General features: G+C 59.3%; 14 protein-coding genes. 3 read left to right on the forward strand and 11 right to left on the reverse strand.

The annotated features are described in order from the left end of the window. Positions 1–5 precede the first annotated feature (5 nt). From V6F91_RS16795 to V6F91_RS16815, 5 genes are read right to left on the reverse strand one after another with little or no spacing between them, the layout of a single operon-like run. Positions 6–491 carry an aromatic-ring-hydroxylating dioxygenase subunit beta gene (locus tag V6F91_RS16795; RefSeq protein ID WP_332766298.1) on the reverse strand — a complete coding sequence of 162 codons (486 nt, stop codon included), beginning with the start codon at positions 489–491 and terminating at the stop codon, positions 6–8. Beyond that, positions 472–1,770, reverse strand: coding sequence for a Rieske 2Fe-2S domain-containing protein (locus tag V6F91_RS16800; protein ID WP_332766300.1), 1,299 nt, complete (start codon positions 1,768–1,770; stop codon positions 472–474). The genes V6F91_RS16795 and V6F91_RS16800 overlap by 20 nt, the downstream gene beginning before the upstream one ends. A gap of 13 nt (positions 1,771–1,783) precedes the next feature. Then, positions 1,784–2,716: an iron-sulfur cluster-binding domain-containing protein gene (locus tag V6F91_RS16805; protein ID WP_332766302.1), complete on the reverse strand. Its 933-nt coding sequence runs from the start codon at positions 2,714–2,716 to the stop codon at positions 1,784–1,786. After that, entirely contained in the window at positions 2,713–3,129 is a 417-nt protein-coding gene (locus V6F91_RS16810; RefSeq protein WP_332766304.1) for a DUF4440 domain-containing protein, read from the reverse strand. The genes V6F91_RS16805 and V6F91_RS16810 overlap by 4 nt, the downstream gene beginning before the upstream one ends. Then, the gene (locus tag V6F91_RS16815; protein WP_332766306.1) at positions 3,110–4,477 is read right to left on the reverse strand and encodes an MFS transporter; all 1,368 of its coding nucleotides are present in this window, start codon (positions 4,475–4,477) and stop codon (positions 3,110–3,112) included. Before V6F91_RS16815 ends, V6F91_RS16810 begins: the two co-directional genes overlap by 20 nt. A gap of 105 nt (positions 4,478–4,582) precedes the next feature. Between V6F91_RS16815 and V6F91_RS16820 the strand changes: the two genes are divergently transcribed. Then, on the forward strand, positions 4,583–5,470 hold the full coding sequence (locus V6F91_RS16820; RefSeq protein WP_332766742.1) for a LysR family transcriptional regulator: 888 nt from the start codon (positions 4,583–4,585) through the stop codon (positions 5,468–5,470). Between the two features lie 186 nt (positions 5,471–5,656). Here the strand turns inward: V6F91_RS16820 and glpD are convergent, their stop codons facing one another. From glpD to V6F91_RS16840, 4 genes are all read right to left on the reverse strand, one after another. Further along, positions 5,657–7,192, reverse strand: a complete 1,536-nt coding sequence (gene glpD, locus V6F91_RS16825; protein ID WP_332766308.1) for a glycerol-3-phosphate dehydrogenase — start codon at positions 7,190–7,192, stop codon at positions 5,657–5,659. A 294-nt stretch (positions 7,193–7,486) separates the two neighbouring features. After that, a complete protein-coding gene (locus tag V6F91_RS16830) occupies positions 7,487–8,242 on the reverse strand; it encodes a DeoR/GlpR family transcriptional regulator (protein WP_045058012.1) in 756 nt (251 codons plus the stop codon). Positions 8,243–8,477: 235 nt separating this feature from the next. Beyond that, positions 8,478–9,980 (reverse strand): glycerol kinase GlpK, encoded by a 1,503-nt coding sequence (gene glpK, locus V6F91_RS16835; RefSeq protein WP_126366033.1) that lies wholly within the window; start codon positions 9,978–9,980, stop codon positions 8,478–8,480. 77 nt (positions 9,981–10,057) lie between these two features. Then, on the reverse strand, positions 10,058–10,909 hold the full coding sequence (locus tag V6F91_RS16840) for an MIP/aquaporin family protein (RefSeq protein WP_332766312.1): 852 nt from the start codon (positions 10,907–10,909) through the stop codon (positions 10,058–10,060). 351 nt (positions 10,910–11,260) lie between these two features. Between V6F91_RS16840 and ybaK the strand changes: the two genes are divergently transcribed. Then, positions 11,261–11,731 carry a Cys-tRNA(Pro) deacylase gene (ybaK, locus tag V6F91_RS16845; protein WP_090285884.1) on the forward strand — a complete coding sequence of 157 codons (471 nt, stop codon included), beginning with the start codon at positions 11,261–11,263 and terminating at the stop codon, positions 11,729–11,731. Positions 11,732–11,829: 98 nt separating this feature from the next. After that, the gene (locus V6F91_RS16850; protein ID WP_332766313.1) at positions 11,830–12,612 is read left to right on the forward strand and encodes a PhzF family phenazine biosynthesis protein; all 783 of its coding nucleotides are present in this window, start codon (positions 11,830–11,832) and stop codon (positions 12,610–12,612) included. Between the two features lie 117 nt (positions 12,613–12,729). Here the strand turns inward: V6F91_RS16850 and V6F91_RS16855 are convergent, their stop codons facing one another. Then, positions 12,730–13,839 carry an ABC transporter ATP-binding protein gene (locus V6F91_RS16855; RefSeq protein ID WP_332766315.1) on the reverse strand — a complete coding sequence of 370 codons (1,110 nt, stop codon included), beginning with the start codon at positions 13,837–13,839 and terminating at the stop codon, positions 12,730–12,732. After that, positions 13,836–14,756 (reverse strand): ornithine carbamoyltransferase, encoded by a 921-nt coding sequence (gene argF / locus V6F91_RS16860; RefSeq protein WP_332766317.1) that lies wholly within the window; start codon positions 14,754–14,756, stop codon positions 13,836–13,838. Before argF ends, V6F91_RS16855 begins: the two co-directional genes overlap by 4 nt. Positions 14,757–14,971: the final 215 nt, after the last annotated feature.

The following is a 14,971-nucleotide window of genomic DNA, read 5'->3' on the forward strand; positions in this document are numbered from 1 at the left end:
ATCGATCAGATGATGAGTTGCAGGCTTTCGAGGGCACGCGCGGGGCTGAGCAAGAGGATTTTCTTACCCTGAATTTTCCAGCAGCCATCGAGGTTGATCAGTTGGTGTTCGACGGTGACCGGGTAGTGCCATTCGCGGTCGCCGCGAGCCTCGCAATAGAGCATGTTGGAGCTGGCGAAGGCGCTTGGCGAAGCTTCCTCAAGTGTGATGCGCGGGCGCTGGGCGATATGCAGGCTGCGGCTCCTGGGCTGCTGGGAAAAGTTGCGCGCGTTGGCCAGCCGGTTGATCCGCAGCGTGGTCAGGAAGCGGTCTTCATACACCAGCGACGATTCGTGCAACGGGCTGCGTTGCTCGCGAGTCATCGGGATCCAGTAGTGGTAATCGTCACTGAGCAGTTGTTGCCAGGCGTCGAAATCCTGCTGGTCGAGCAAGTGCAACTCGGTCTCGATCAATTGCTCGATGGCGCGGTGATTAGATTGATCGGGTTGCATGGTCGTCCTGCATCAAGTGCTGCCAACTGTTATAGAAATTACGCATGGCCATTTCGCTGGTGCCGGACACCACCTGGGTCTGCGCATAGGATTCATTCGGGCTGAACAGGCGGGCGACGTTGACCCAGTCGTTGGCGTCACTGCCCAGGCCTTCCATGGCCCGTTCGTACATTTCGACGTCATCATGGGCGACCATCGAGCACGGCGAATTGATCAGGTTGTTGTACTGCACGGTTCTTTCCAGCAACTGCACAGGCGCGCCTTGCAGCTCGAAGATCCACGATTCAACAATGGTTTGGCGGGCGCTGACCGGCTTGATCACGCGCAGCGTCTGGATCGGTCCCTTGACCATCAGGTTGGGGAAATACACGGTGTTGTGGCGAGTGTCGTCGAGGATCGCCCGGGCCTGCTCTTCACCGTAGCTTTCGACCATCGCCTCCCAGTAACCGGGAATATCGGTGTACGCCTTGTGAATCGAATTGCTGACGCCGGTGTGCCCGTGCCCGTTGGGCCAGACGCGAATGCCCATGCCGGCGAAAAAATCGTAGGACGCCATGAATGGCGAGAACAACTCGACCGCCATCGGCGGCTTGCCTTGATCGCCGGTTTCCTGCCACAGACGTATTGCTTCGCCGGCCGAAGACTCGTGGGCGATCATCGGGTGGCAGGTGTCGGTCTGATTGTCGACGACCATTTTCCAGTTGCAGCGGTGGCGGTGCAGCAGCGGCTGGCCGATCACTTTCAACTGACCTAGCGGCGAACGCATGACCATGTTGTCGAGCGTCGACAGCGACTCACCGAAAAACGCCTCAAAGCCGATGCCCTCTTCCGTCAGACGGACAAACACGAAGCCGCGATAGTTGTGCACCGCCGTCACGGGACGCATGCCTTTGTGCGCGGAGCAACTGCTGAGGTCGCAGTCGTCGTATTCCTTTTTCACCGGAATGCTCAGCAGCTCGCCGTCAGTCTTGAATGTCCAGGCGTGGTAGGGGCAGCGCATGAAGCGGCCGACATTGCCGCGCGCTTCAGCGAGGACTTTCACGCCTTTGTGCGGGCAGCGGTTGTGCAGCACAACGATTGCGCCGTTCTTCTGCCGCACCATCGCCAGCGGCTGCGCGGCCAGGGTGGTGGTGAAATAGTCGCCGGTTTCGGGGATCAGGCTGTCGTGGCCCAGGTAACACCAGCTCGCGGCGAACACGCGCCGCTGTTCCTGTTCGAAAAGTGCCTGATCGAGGAACAGGGATTTATGCACTTCTCTGCCATTGAAGTAATTGTCCAACGCAGTGTCCTCTTCAGATTGCCAGCTTCAGGCGGGGGCTTTTCGCTCGCGAAACGCAGGGGTAGATCCGTGCGCTGCAAGCCGCTTCCTGTTCGCTCATGATGAAATCGCGGTGCTCGACTTCGCCTTCCAGTACATCTAGCGCACACACGCCACATTCGCCGCGGCGGCAGTCATAGAGCGGGTCGAGGCCGGCGGCTTCGAGGGCTTCGAGCAACGACTGCTGTGGGCCGACGTTGATGTTCACGCCGGAATCAGCCGCCTCGATCACGCAGCCCTGGGCGTCGCTGTCCGCGGCTACGTTGAACACTTCCAGATAAACGCGCTCGCGCGGCAACCCGGCGGTTTGGGCGTGACTGAGGACTTCGCTGAGCATCGCGGCCGGGCCGCAGACATACAGTCGGTCTTGCGTCGTGAGGTCGGCCAGCACCTGACTGATCGTCGGTCGACTGCCGGACAGGTGCAGTTGCAGGCGCTCCTGCAGTTGCGTTTGCAGAAGCTCGACATAGGCAGCGTCGTCGCGGGTCTTGGCAAAGTAATGCAACAGCGGCGTGCGCTTGAGCGAGGACAAGTGACGCAGGATGCCGGTCAGCGGCGTGATGCCGATGCCGCCGGCAATGGCGATGTCGCGACCCTGCTCGGTCTCGAGTGGATAATCAAAGGTATTGAACGGGCCCTCCAGCTCCACGCCGTCGCCGACGTTCAGGTTGTGAATGTACGAACTGCTGACGCTGTCCGGCGAAAGACGGATGGCGAAGGTCAATCGCCCCTCGTCGGCCTCGTCGATGTGCACGGTCGAGTAATGGCGCCACTCGTCCAGGCCGGGAATCAGCCATTTGAAATGCGCACCGCCATGCGGCGTTTCGGGTTGGTGCGCCGGCCCCTGAACGGTGATTTCCTTGATGGACGGCGACAACATGCGGCACTGGCTGACGGTGTACTTCATGCCGGCTGTTCCACGCTGATCGGTGTTTCGTGCAGGTACTGCCACTGGACGTCATGGTGGTGGATGCGCACGATAGCCACCGACACCCGCGAAGTTTCCTGCTGATCGAGTCGATGGGTTTCCTTGTAGCGCAGCGCCACGGTCGTGCCTTCCTGCCATACCGTGTGCAGATCCTCGATCACAATCTCCAGGCCTTTACGGGCGCCGACCGCACCGCTGAACAACTGCTCGACCTGCTCGCGGGCAATGACGGCGGCTGAGGTGGTGACCATGCTGAAATGTTCGGCAAACACAGCCATCAGCGGTTCGAGCGTGGCTTCACCCGTGCCGTCGGCATCGGTGAAGACCTGCTGAATCAGTTCGTGCACGCGGTGAATGCTGTGGCGGGCTTGTTCAACCAGGTTGTTGTTCATGGCATTCCTTTGGAGGGTTCAATTGGCTCATCTGAAAAAGCGGGAACAGCCCGATCAGTGCTGCCAGCGCGAAGGTGGCGTGATAGGCCGCGGTGATTTCGAACTGCTTGAGCAGGACGTTGAAAATCATCAGAAACAACGCGGCACCGAGGCTGAACGACATCTGCCGGTTGATGTTCCAGATCACGCTGGCCTTGTGCGTATCACCACCGGCAAAGTCCATCAGCGATGTGGTTTGTGCCGTGTTGGCGCCGATGCCGCCGCCAACGCCCATCAAGCTGTAAGCGATGACAATCACCCACAGGTCCGCCGGGTCGTTGACCAGTATCAGCGTGGCGATGCCGGCGCTGTGCAGCAGCATCCCTGAGATGAACAGGCGTTTGGCGCCGATGCGGTTGTAGACCCGGCCGCAAATCGTCATGGCGATGAACGCGCCGATGGCATAGACAATCATGAACATGCCGGTCAGGCGGGCGCTGAAATGCAGGGTGTCCTGCAGGAAGAAAATGCTCATCAGATTGACCCCGGTGAACACACCGGGAATCGCGTAATAGATGAGGATCGAGGTGCTGAGCTTTTTGCTTTTGAGCAGGCCCAATTCAATGATCGCATTGCTGCAGCGGCGGTAGTGCAGCAGGTACAGCGCGACGAACAGCAGACCGGCCGCGACGCAGATCAGCGCGAGCAGCGCCGGGGAGTCGCCACCGTACAGCGACATGCCCATCAGCAGGCTGGCGAGTGCGGCGCTGACCAGCAACAGGCCTTTGATGTCCGGGCGGGGCAGGCTGGCCGGTTTGCTTTCCTTGATCCAGAACCACGACAGCCCGGCGGCGATCAGCGAGAACGGAATGTTGCTGTAGAACACCCAGCGCCAGGAACTGCTGTCGACAATAATGCCGCCAACGGTCGGTGAGATGGCCGGGGCGATCAGTGCGACGGCCATCACCAGTGTGGAGATTTTTGCCCGCTGTTCACCCTGAAACAGATTGAAGGTCAAAGCCTGGCCGACCGGAATCAACAACCCGCCGCCTATTCCTTGCAGGAAACGCCAGGCAACCAGTTCGTGGAAGCTGTCCGACAGCCCACACATCCACACCGAACCTGTGAACACCAGCATCGACGCCGTGAGAATCCCGCGGCTGCCAAAACGTCCGGCCAGCCAGGTGCTGACTGGAATAATCAGAGTCAGACCAAGGATATAAGCATTGGCGACCCATGCCACCGATGAAGTACTGACCTGCAAAGTTGCCGATATACTTGGCAGGGCTACCGCCGACATGAATATGTTTATACAGTCAATAAAGAAGCCGATCAGAAAGATCAGCGCGATCTTGTAGCGATAGTTCATTGCATATCCTCTTTGCCGCGCAGGATAGGGGCGGTGGACTCGAAGTGTCGATACGACTATGCTTAAAACAATGTTTGACAGGATTTAACAGTGAGCCAACACTTCATGCACTCTCACCTTAATCGGGTTCAGACGTTTCTCGCCGTGGTCGATTTTGGTTCTTATACCAAGGCTGCGAATTACCTCAGCATCAGCAAAGCCATGGCCAGCCTGCATGTCAAGGCGCTTGAGGAAGTCCTGTCGGCGACGTTGCTGATCCGCAATACCCGCAACATAGCCCTGACGGAGATAGGGCAGGACTTTTATGAAGAGTTCAAGGGTATTGTCGCGGATATCGACAATGCCTTTGACAATGTATTGAAGGGTAATAATCGGGTTTCGGGTAAGTTACGGATTAGTTCAACCAGCGAGTACGGCGAAAAGTTTATCCTGCCGTTGATACCGTTGTTTTCCCAGCGCTATCCGGAGATTCGCCTGTGCTACAACTTTAATTCTTCGTTGAATGACCTGGTCGCAGAAAAACTCGATCTGGTGGTACGTCTGGGTAATCTGGCGGACTCGGCGTTCAAGTGTCGCAAGTTGGCGGACTACGAAATTGTCCTGGTGGCGACCGAGGCGTTTCTCGCCCGCCATCCAGTAGCAGAACCGCAAGACCTGAATCACCTGCCGTGGATTGCCAACAGCAATCTTCAGGCGCCGACGCAGTGGACGTTGCGCGACGGGCAAGGGCGAAGCGTGGAGGTCAACGGTACCAGTCACTTCGAGTCGAATTCCTCGACAGCGATCCGTTCGATGACCTTGTCATCGCTGGGTGCTTCGGTACTGCCGGCATGGATCGTCGAAGACGATATTGCCGCCGGGCGTCTGGTGCGTCTGCTGCCTGACTATTCTCTGCCATCACAGTCGATCAATGTAGTGTTTCCCAACACAGCGCACCTGCCGCACAAGTCACGGGCTTTCATTGATTTTCTATTGCTTCACCTGGCTCGGTGATACCGACCTGAAAGCCCCTCACCTAATCCTCTCCAGGAGGAGAGGGGTCTGGGGCGGTCCGACGTTTCGGGGGGCTGGGGTGAGGGGGAAAAGATCTGAATGACCCCATCAGGTTCTGCAGAGCCCACAAAACAAAAAGCCCCTGAATCTCAGGATTCAGGGGCTTTCGTTCAAGCGTTGCTCACATCACGCCGCTTCGATCTTGCGGTTCTGCTCAACCTTGCCCAGATACGTCGCCAGCTTCTGCTGCTCGTCCGCTGTAGTGAACAACCCGAGCTTGGTGCGACGCCACAGAATGTCGTGCGCCGTGGTCGCCCATTCTTCGCTGCACAGATAATCGACTTCACGGGTGTAGAGACCGCCGCCGATGTGTTCGCCCATGTCAGCCAGGCTTTCCACGCCTTCGAGCATGCGCCAGGTGCGGCTGCCGTAGGTCACGGACCAGCGACGGGCAATTTCCGTCGGGACGAAATCGAACTTGTCGCGGATCAGTGCGCTGAGTGCCTGTGGGGTGGTCATGTCTTCGCCGCCGGGCAGAGTCGCTGTGGCGGTCCAGCTTGGGCGCATCTGGGTGAAGAACGGCATCAACTGCGCCATCGCCGACTCGGCGAGTTTGCGGTAGGTGGTCAACTTGCCGCCGAACACCGACAGCAATGGGGCTTCCTGCGCGTTGCCCGACAGCGCCAAGGTGTAGTCGCGGGTCACGGCCGATGGATTATCCGACTCGTCGTTGCACAGCGGACGTACGCCCGAGTAGCTGTGCTGGATGTCGTCGCGGCTGAGCTGCTTCTTGAAGTGCTCGTTGACCACTTTCAGCAGGTAATCGGTTTCAGCTTCGGTGATCGTCACTTTCGCCGGGTCACCGGTGTATTCGCGGTCGGTGGTGCCGATCAGGGTGAAGTGGTTCAGGTATGGAATGGTGAAGACGATGCGCTGATCTTCGTTTTGCAGAATGTGCGCATGCTCGCCTTCGTACAGCTTCGGCACAATGATGTGGCTGCCCTGAATCAGGCGGATGCCGTATGGCGATTCCATCTTCAGATCGTCGCGGATGAATTTGGCAACCCACGGGCCGGCCGCGTTGACCAGGGCTTTGGCTGTGATCGAAAACAGGCTGCCATCAGCGCGTTCCAGGTGCAGATGCCACAAGCCTTTGGCGCGACGTGCGTTGACGCAGCGGGTCTGGGTGTGCACGTGGGCGCCTTTTTCGCGCGCGGCCATGGCGTTCAGTACCACGAGGCGGGCATCGTCTACCCAGCAATCGGAGTATTCGAAGCCTTTCTTGATTTCACTTTTCAATGCGCTGTCGGCGCCGAACTTCAGGCTTTTCGAGCCTGGCAGTTTTTCGCGCTTGCCGAGGTTGTCATAAAGGAACAGGCCGGCACGGATCATCCATGCGGGGCGCAGGTGCGGACGGTGCGGCAGCACGAAGCGCATCGGTTTGACGATGTGCGGCGCCTTGGCCAGCAGCACTTCGCGTTCGGCCAGTGCTTCACGCACCAGACGGAATTCGTAATGTTCGAGATAGCGCAGGCCACCGTGGATCAGCTTGCTGCTGGCCGACGAGGTGTGGCTGGCAAGGTCGTCCTTTTCGCAAAGGAATACCGAGAGCCCGCGACCGGCGGCATCCGCAGCAATCCCGACGCCATTGATCCCGCCACCAATGACGGCGATATCGTAGATCTCGGAGATAGGGGGCGTTCGCAAGGTAGAGGTGGACATTGGCTGGCCTCGGGTTTTTTTGATTTTCTATATTTGAAATCGAACATGAATGTTCATTTGCGAAAATGGTAGCCCATAAAGACGCGCACAGCCAGTCGCCTTCGATTGAAAAAACTCATCGAAGGGCGGGAAAAGGAAAATTATCGAACATGGAATGCGCGCGAAAGCGCCAGAGGTGTGCTGCTTGTAGGGGGCGTCTTCGCGAACAGGCTCGCTCCCACAGTTTGAAATGCATTTCAATGTGGGAGCGAGCCTGCTCGCGAAGGTGTCAGTACAGCCAGCGAGGAAGAGGGATCAGACCACTTCGAGGCGAATCTTGTGCTGACTCAGCAGCTGCGCCAGCGCTGGCACCGGTGGCTGATCGGTTACCAGGCAGTCGATCAGGCTGATCGGCCCCAGCCGGATCATCGCGTTACGCCCGAACTTGCTCGAGTCCGCCGCCAGAATCACCTGGCGCGCATTGGCGATGATCGCCTGACTCACACGCACTTCCTGATAATCGAAGTCGAGCAGGCTGCCATCCTCGTCGATGCCGCTGATCCCGACCAAGGCGAAATCGACCTTGAACTGATTGATGAAATCCACGCTCGCCTGACCGACCACCCCGCCGTCGCGTCGCACATTGCCGCCGGTCAGCAGCACGTCGAAATCATCCTTGGCACTGAGCATCGAAGCCACATGCAGGTTGTTGGTGATGATTTTCAGATGGCTGTGGTTGAGCAGAGCGCGGGCGATCGATTCGGTGGTGGTGCCGATGTTGATGAACAGCGAGGCGTGATCCGGTATTTGTGCGGCGATGGCTTCGCCGATGCGTTGTTTTTCATCGCGCATCTGATCGGCGCGCATCGCATAGGCGGTGTTTTCGACACTGGAATCATAAGCCGCGCCGCCATGATAGCGACGCAACAAATTGGCTTCCGCGAGCTGATTGATGTCGCGGCGAATGGTTTGCGGGGTAACAACGAACAGCGTGGCCATTTCCTCGATGCTCACATAGCCGCGTTCGCGGACCAGCTCGAGGATTTGCTGCTGACGGGGAGGCAGATTCATGGGGCTTCCTTTGGGCTGCCGTGCAAAATTTGCCCATGATGACGCAGGATTCCGCTCCCGACCAGTTTCCAAACAGCGTGAAAGCTACTGCGCTCGGCAATCCTGCGTTAAAAACAGGCTCGGACTGCTCATTTACAAACCCGTAAACTCCGCGTCCTCGCCTGTTTTTGCCTTGTCTTGCCTTCGCTCGCTACGCTTTCACGCTGTTTGGGCTATTTCTGTACGCAGGCTTGGCTTATTCAGCGTCCTCACGCGCCCAGTCACGGGTGCGGCTGACGGCTTTTTTCCAGCCTTTGTACAGCTTCTCTTTCGCCGCTTCGTCGAGGCTCGGTTCGAACTCGCGCTCGATCACTGCTTTGCCGCGCAGTTCTTCCAGGCTGCCCCAGAAACCGCACGCCAGACCGGCCAGATACGCCGCGCCAAGAGCGGTGGTTTCGCGCATTTGCGGGCGCTCTACCTGGGTGCCGAGAATGTCGGCCTGGAACTGCATGAGGAAGTTGTTCGCCACCGCGCCGCCGTCCACACGCAACGCTTTGAGGCGTTCGCCGGAGTCCTGTTGCATGGCGTCGAGCACGTCGCGGGTCTGGTAGGCGATCGATTCCAGCGCGGCGCGGATGATGTGATCCACGCGCACGCCGCGGGTCAGGCCGAACAGTGCGCCGCGGGCATACGGGTCCCAGTACGGCGCGCCGAGACCGGTGAAGGCCGGTACCAGATAGACGCCGTTGCTGTCCTTGACCTTGTTGGCGAAGTATTCGGTGTCGTGAGCGTCGTTGACGATTTTCAGTTCGTCGCGCAGCCACTGCACGGTCGAACCGCCGTTAAACACTGCGCCTTCCAGTGCGTAAGCCACTTCGCCGCGTGGGCCGCAAGCGATGGTGGTGAGCATGCCGTGCTGCGATTTCACCGCTTTGTCGCCGGTGTTCATCAGCAGAAAGCAGCCGGTGCCGTAAGTGTTTTTCGCCTGACCCGGCTCGACGCACATCTGGCCGAACAGCGCCGCTTGCTGGTCGCCGGCGATACCGCCAATGGCGATGCCACTTTTGGTGCGGCCATAGATTTCTGACGAGGCTTTGACCTCCGGGAGCATTTCGCGCGGGATGTCGAGGATTTCCAGCATCTTCGAATCCCATTCCAGCGAATGGATGTTGAAGAGCATGGTGCGCGAGGCGTTGGTGTAGTCGGTGACGTGCACCTTGCCGCCGGTGAATTTCCAGATCAGCCAGCTATCGACGGTGCCGAACAGCAGTTCGCCGTTGCGCGCACGCTCGCGGCTGCCTTCGACGTTGTCGAGGATCCACTTCAGCTTGGTGCCGGAGAAGTACGGGTCGGTGACCAGGCCGGTGGTGTCGCGGATGTAGTCTTCGTGACCATCACGCTTGAGCTGCTGGCAGATCTCGGTGCTGCGGCGGCACTGCCAGACGATGGCGTTGTACACCGGCCGGCCAGTGGTCTTGTCCCACACAACGGTGGTTTCACGCTGGTTGGTGATGCCGATGGCGGCCACCTGATCGTGATGCAGACCCGCCTGGGCCAACGCTTCGACCATCACCGCGCTCTGCGTGGCAAAGATTTCCATCGGATCGTGTTCGACCCAACCGGCCTGCGGGTAGTGCTGGACGAACTCGCGCTGCGCGGTGCAGACCACGTTCGCATCGCGGTCGAAGATGATCGCGCGCGAGCTGGTCGTACCCTGATCGAGGGCAATGATGTAGTTCTTGTTCTGAATGTCGGTCATGTCGATTGCCTTGGACGAAATAAGGGAGAGTGGGCCATGGCGCAGGCTCGGAAGGGCAGGAGCCGGCGCCGACTGTTTCAGGACGTTCTGGGTTTGCCGTCAATGGCCGGTTCTGCATCCTTTGTAGCAGGTGTGGCGCCGGTCAGGTGGCGGGCGATGAGCCCGCGGTACCCGGCGGCGCCGAGGCAGGCACCGACAATCGGTGCAAAAATCGGAATCAGGAAGTACGGAATGTCACGGCCGCCAGTGAAGGAAATTTCACCCCAGCCGGTGAAGAAAGTCATCAGTTTCGGACCGAAATCGCGCGCCGGGTTCATCGCAAAACCGGTCAGGGGGCCCATCGAGCTGCCGATCACCGCGATCAACAGGCCAATCAGCAGGGGCGCCACGGGGCCGCGGGGCAAGCCGTTGTTGTCGTCGGTGAGGGCCATGATCACGCCCATCAGGATCGCGGTGATGATCATCTCGACCAGAAAGGCCTGAGCGGTCGACAGCGCCGGATTCGGGAATGTCGAGAACACCGAGGCCAGCTCAAGGCTGGCGGCCGAGCCACGAACCATCTGGTGAGTTTGTTCGAAATCGAAGAACAGATTGCTGTACAGCGTGTAGACCAGCAGCGCGCCACAGAAGGCGCCGGCAATCTGCGAAACAATATAGAACGGCAGTTTGCGCTTTTCGAAATCGGCGAAAATCGCCAGAGCGATGCTCACGGCCGGGTTCAAATGCGCGCCGGAAACCCCGGCAGTCAGGTAGATCGCCATGCTCACGCCGACGCCCCAGATGATGCTGATTTCCCAAAGGCCGAAGCTGGCGCCCGCGACTTTGAGCGCGGCAACACAACCGGTGCCAAAGAAGATCAGCAGGGCGGTGCCGAGAAATTCGGCCAGGCATTGGCCCCAAAGCGATGGTTGCGGTAAAGCAGTGGTCATTGAATACCTCGGTTTTTGTTGTTGTCTGGCGCGCTGCCAACAGGGCAAGGCGCGATATCCGCCGGTTAGGAATCCCCATTCCGTCCCCGGGTACTGCAATATCGATAATTCTTACATTATTCAGTTTCGAAAAAATATAGACAAGAAACAAACCTGTCAAAGGTCGAAAGTGAACTGTCAGTCACAATAAAACTATTCGTGGCGTGAATGATCCCTCGCCGAAGGAGCTGTCTGGTTGGCCTGGAGTCGCTGCAGGTCGCGGGAATCGTGGCGTGCACTAGAGCCTTTTGCACGGTGATCGCCTAAAATCCGGCGCAGGTTTTTTCCGTCACTGCCGAGCCCGGAGCTGCCATGACCCCTGCGTTGGACTTGTTGAAAAAAGTTCGTGCCGAACATCGCGTGCACAGTTACGAACATGACCCCAAAGCCGCTTCGTACGGGCTCGAAGCCGCAGAGAAACTGGCGCTTGAGCCGGCGCAGGTGTTCAAAACACTGCTGGCAGCGAGCGAAAAAGGCGAATTGCTGGTGGCGGTAGTGCCGGTCGTCGGAAGCCTTGATCTCAAAGGTCTGGCGCACGCGGCAGGGGTGAAGAAAGTCGAAATGGCTGACCCGGCGGCGGCGCAGCGCTCCACCGGTTATCTGTTGGGCGGCATCAGTCCGCTTGGACAGAAGAAGCGCCTGCGCACGTTCATCGATAACTCGGCGCAAGGCTTTGCGACCATTTATGTCAGCGCCGGGCGCCGAGGACTGGAGGTCGAGTTGGCGCCGGCAGTGCTTGCCGAACACACTCAGGCGAAATTCGCCGACATCGGCCGACCCTGAAGGGCCCCGGTACTGTATGAAAGAAAATCGCCGGTTCTGTCACTGGCGCCGCCCGCCGCACGGTTGCATGCTGTGCAGACTGACTTAGGGAGAAGGTTATGCAGCTTGCGTTTCATCAGGTCGACGCGTTCAGTGACCGGCCGTTCAGTGGCAATCCGGCCATGGTTTATCGGCTCGACGCGTGGCTGGCCGACGAGTTGATGCAGAAGATCGCCGCCGAGCACAATCTGGCGGAAACCGCGTTTCTGGTGCGCGAAGGCCAGGCCTGGCATATCCGCTGGTTCACCCCGACCACCGAAGTGCCGCTGTGTGGGCACGCGACACTGGCTAGCGCCTATGTGCTGTTCGAGATCTACGGCGAAACCGCCGAGCGTATCGACTTCATCTGCAAATCCGGGCCGCTGAGCGTCAGCCGTGAGGGCGATCGGTTGTGGCTGGATTTCCCGACGATTGTGCCGACCGAGATTGGCGTGACACTGGACGTCGAACGCGCGTTGGGCGTCGAAGCAGTGGATGTGCTCGGCTCCAATGAGTTGTTCGTGGTGCTGGAATCAGAGCAGGCGGTGCTTGATTGCACGCCGGACATGGTGGCGCTGGCGAAGCTGCCGTGGCTGGGCGCGATCGTTACCGCTCGCGGCAACCAGCATGATTTCGTCTCACGCTATTTCGCCCCGGCGATTGGCATCAACGAAGATCCGGTTACCGGATCGACCCACTGCAGCCTGATTCCGTATTGGTCGAAACGACTGGGCAAATCGAGCCTGACCGCGTGCCAGCGTTCGGCGCGGGGTGGGGAGCTGTTCTGTCGCCTGGAAGGCGAGCGAGTGAAGATCGGCGGCAATGCGACGCTGGTGGCGAGCGGAACACTGAGTTTAGGCTGACATAAAACAGACTGTGGGAGCGAGCCTGCTCGCGAATACGGTAGGCCAGTCAGATCATTTTTGACTGATACACCGCTTCGCGAGCAGGCTCGCTCCCACATTTTTACCCGAATTGGATCAGAGGGCCGTGCTGTGCCGCCGAACGCCGTTTTCCACTGCCGGAATCTGCGCCGCCGTGCTGCCGGATGCCTGGAACAGCACCAGATGCTCGGCCACTACCCGAATCCCGACATCGGCACCCACCTGATGGTCCGCATGGCTGGGGAATATCGATTCCAGCTGCGCACCGGTCGGTAGCTGCAAACGATACAGCGTCGAAGCGCCCAGGAACGTCTTGCCGACAATCCGCGCCTTCAGTGCGCTGTCCGGCGCGTAGACAATGTCGTCCGGACGCAGCAACACATCCACCGCACCGCCGATTGACCAGGTGTAAGCACGATTACCGCGCAGTTCACCGAGTTCGGTCTGCACCGATTCCGGACTGGCGAGTTGCCCGCGAATGAAATAGCCCTGACCGATGAAACTGGCCACATAAGGCGTCGCCGGCTCGTGGTAGAGGTTATACGGGGTATCCCACTGTTCCAGCCGCCCTTCCTTGAACACCCCGACGTGATCGCTGACGGCGAAGGCTTCTTCCTGATCGTGGGTCACCAGAATCGCGCTGGTCCCACGTGCCTTGAGAATGTCGCGCACCTCATGACTGAGCTTGCGGCGCAGTTCGCCATCAAGGTTGGAAAACGGCTCATCAAGCAGCAACAGTTGCGGCTCCGGCGCCAGGGCGCGGGCTAGGGCGACGCGCTGTTGCTGACCACCGGACAGTTCGTGCGGGAAGCGCTTGCCGAGGTTCTTCAGGTTGACCAGTTCCAGCAACTCTTCGGTGACGCGCTCCTTGGTCGGGTGCTTGCGAATGCCGAAGGCGATGTTGTCGGCGACGCTCAGGTGCGGGAACAGCGCGTAATCCTGAAACACCATGCCGATCCGGCGTTTCTCCGGCGCCAGAGTAAACCCGGCGCTGGACAGGGTTTCGCCACCCAGGGTGATTTCGCCTTCATGCACCGGCTCGAAACCGGCGATGGCGCGCAACGTGGTGGTCTTGCCGCAGCCGGAGGAGCCGAGCAGGCAACCGATGTCGCCGGCGTTGAGGTGCAGATTGAGATTCTGCACCACACGTTGATCTTGATAGCCGCAAGCGAGGTTGCGCAGGTTCAGCAGTAATTCATGACTCATGCGTGGTGATATGCCGGTTCGACGAGGAACTCGAGCAGGGCCTTCTGTGCGTGGAGACGGTTTTCTGCCTGATCCCAGGCGACGGAACGCGGGTCATCAAGCAGGTCGAGACTGATTTCTTCGCCGCGGTGCGCCGGCAGGCAATGCATGAACAGCACGTCCTCGGCGGCGAGGTCGAGCAGGGCACGGTTGACCTGAAACGGCGCAAACAGCTTGAGGCGCTTGGCAGTTTCCTCTTCCTGGCCCATCGAAGTCCAGACATCGGTGCTCACCAGATGCGCGCCACGCACAGCATCCTGCGGATCGCGAACGATGGTGACACGGTCACCGGCACCGGCGACGAACTCGGGGTTCGGCTCATAGCCTTGCGGGCAGGCAACGCGTAACTGGAAGTCAAACTGGATCGCCGCTTCTATATAGCTGTTGCACATGTTGTTGCCATCGCCGATCCATGCCACGGTCTTGCCCTGAATCGAGCCGCGATGTTCGAGGAAGGTTTGCATGTCAGCCAGCAACTGGCACGGGTGCAGGTCGTCGGACAGGCCGTTGATCACCGGCACGCGTGAGTTGGCGGCGAATTCGGTCAGGGTGCTGTGGGCGAAGGTGCGGATCATCACCGCATCGAGCATGCTCGACATGACGATGGCGCAGTCACCGATCGGCTCGCCACGGCCCAGTTGCGTGTCACGCGGCGACAGGAAGATTGCCTGGCCGCCGAGCTGGATCATCCCGGCCTCGAAAGAGATACGGGTGCGGGTCGAGGATTTTTCGAAAATCATGCCCAGCACGCGGTTTTTCAGAGGCTCGAACAGTACGCCGCGCTTACGCAGGTCCTTGAGCTCAACGCCTCGACGGATCACGCTGACCAGCTCTTCGGGCGTGCAATCCATCAGGGAGAGAAAGTGCCTTGCGCTCATCATTGACTACCTTTTTGCTACCAACCGCAGATGCTCAAAGCCTTGTTTAACGGAACAACGGGCGAGACCTGCGGCGTAAGCCGCACGGGGCGACGGAATAGGGGAAGGCGCGATATTGACATTAAATGTCGCGTTACGCCAATAGGCTACGGTTTACGCGAGAATCGAAGGGCGCACTGCTGCTTGCAGTCGCGCATTTGAAGCCGGGTTCAGAG

Origin of the sequence: Pseudomonas koreensis (assembly GCF_036668835.1) — a bacterium.
Lineage (GTDB): Bacteria > Pseudomonadota > Gammaproteobacteria > Pseudomonadales > Pseudomonadaceae > Aquipseudomonas > Aquipseudomonas koreensis_I.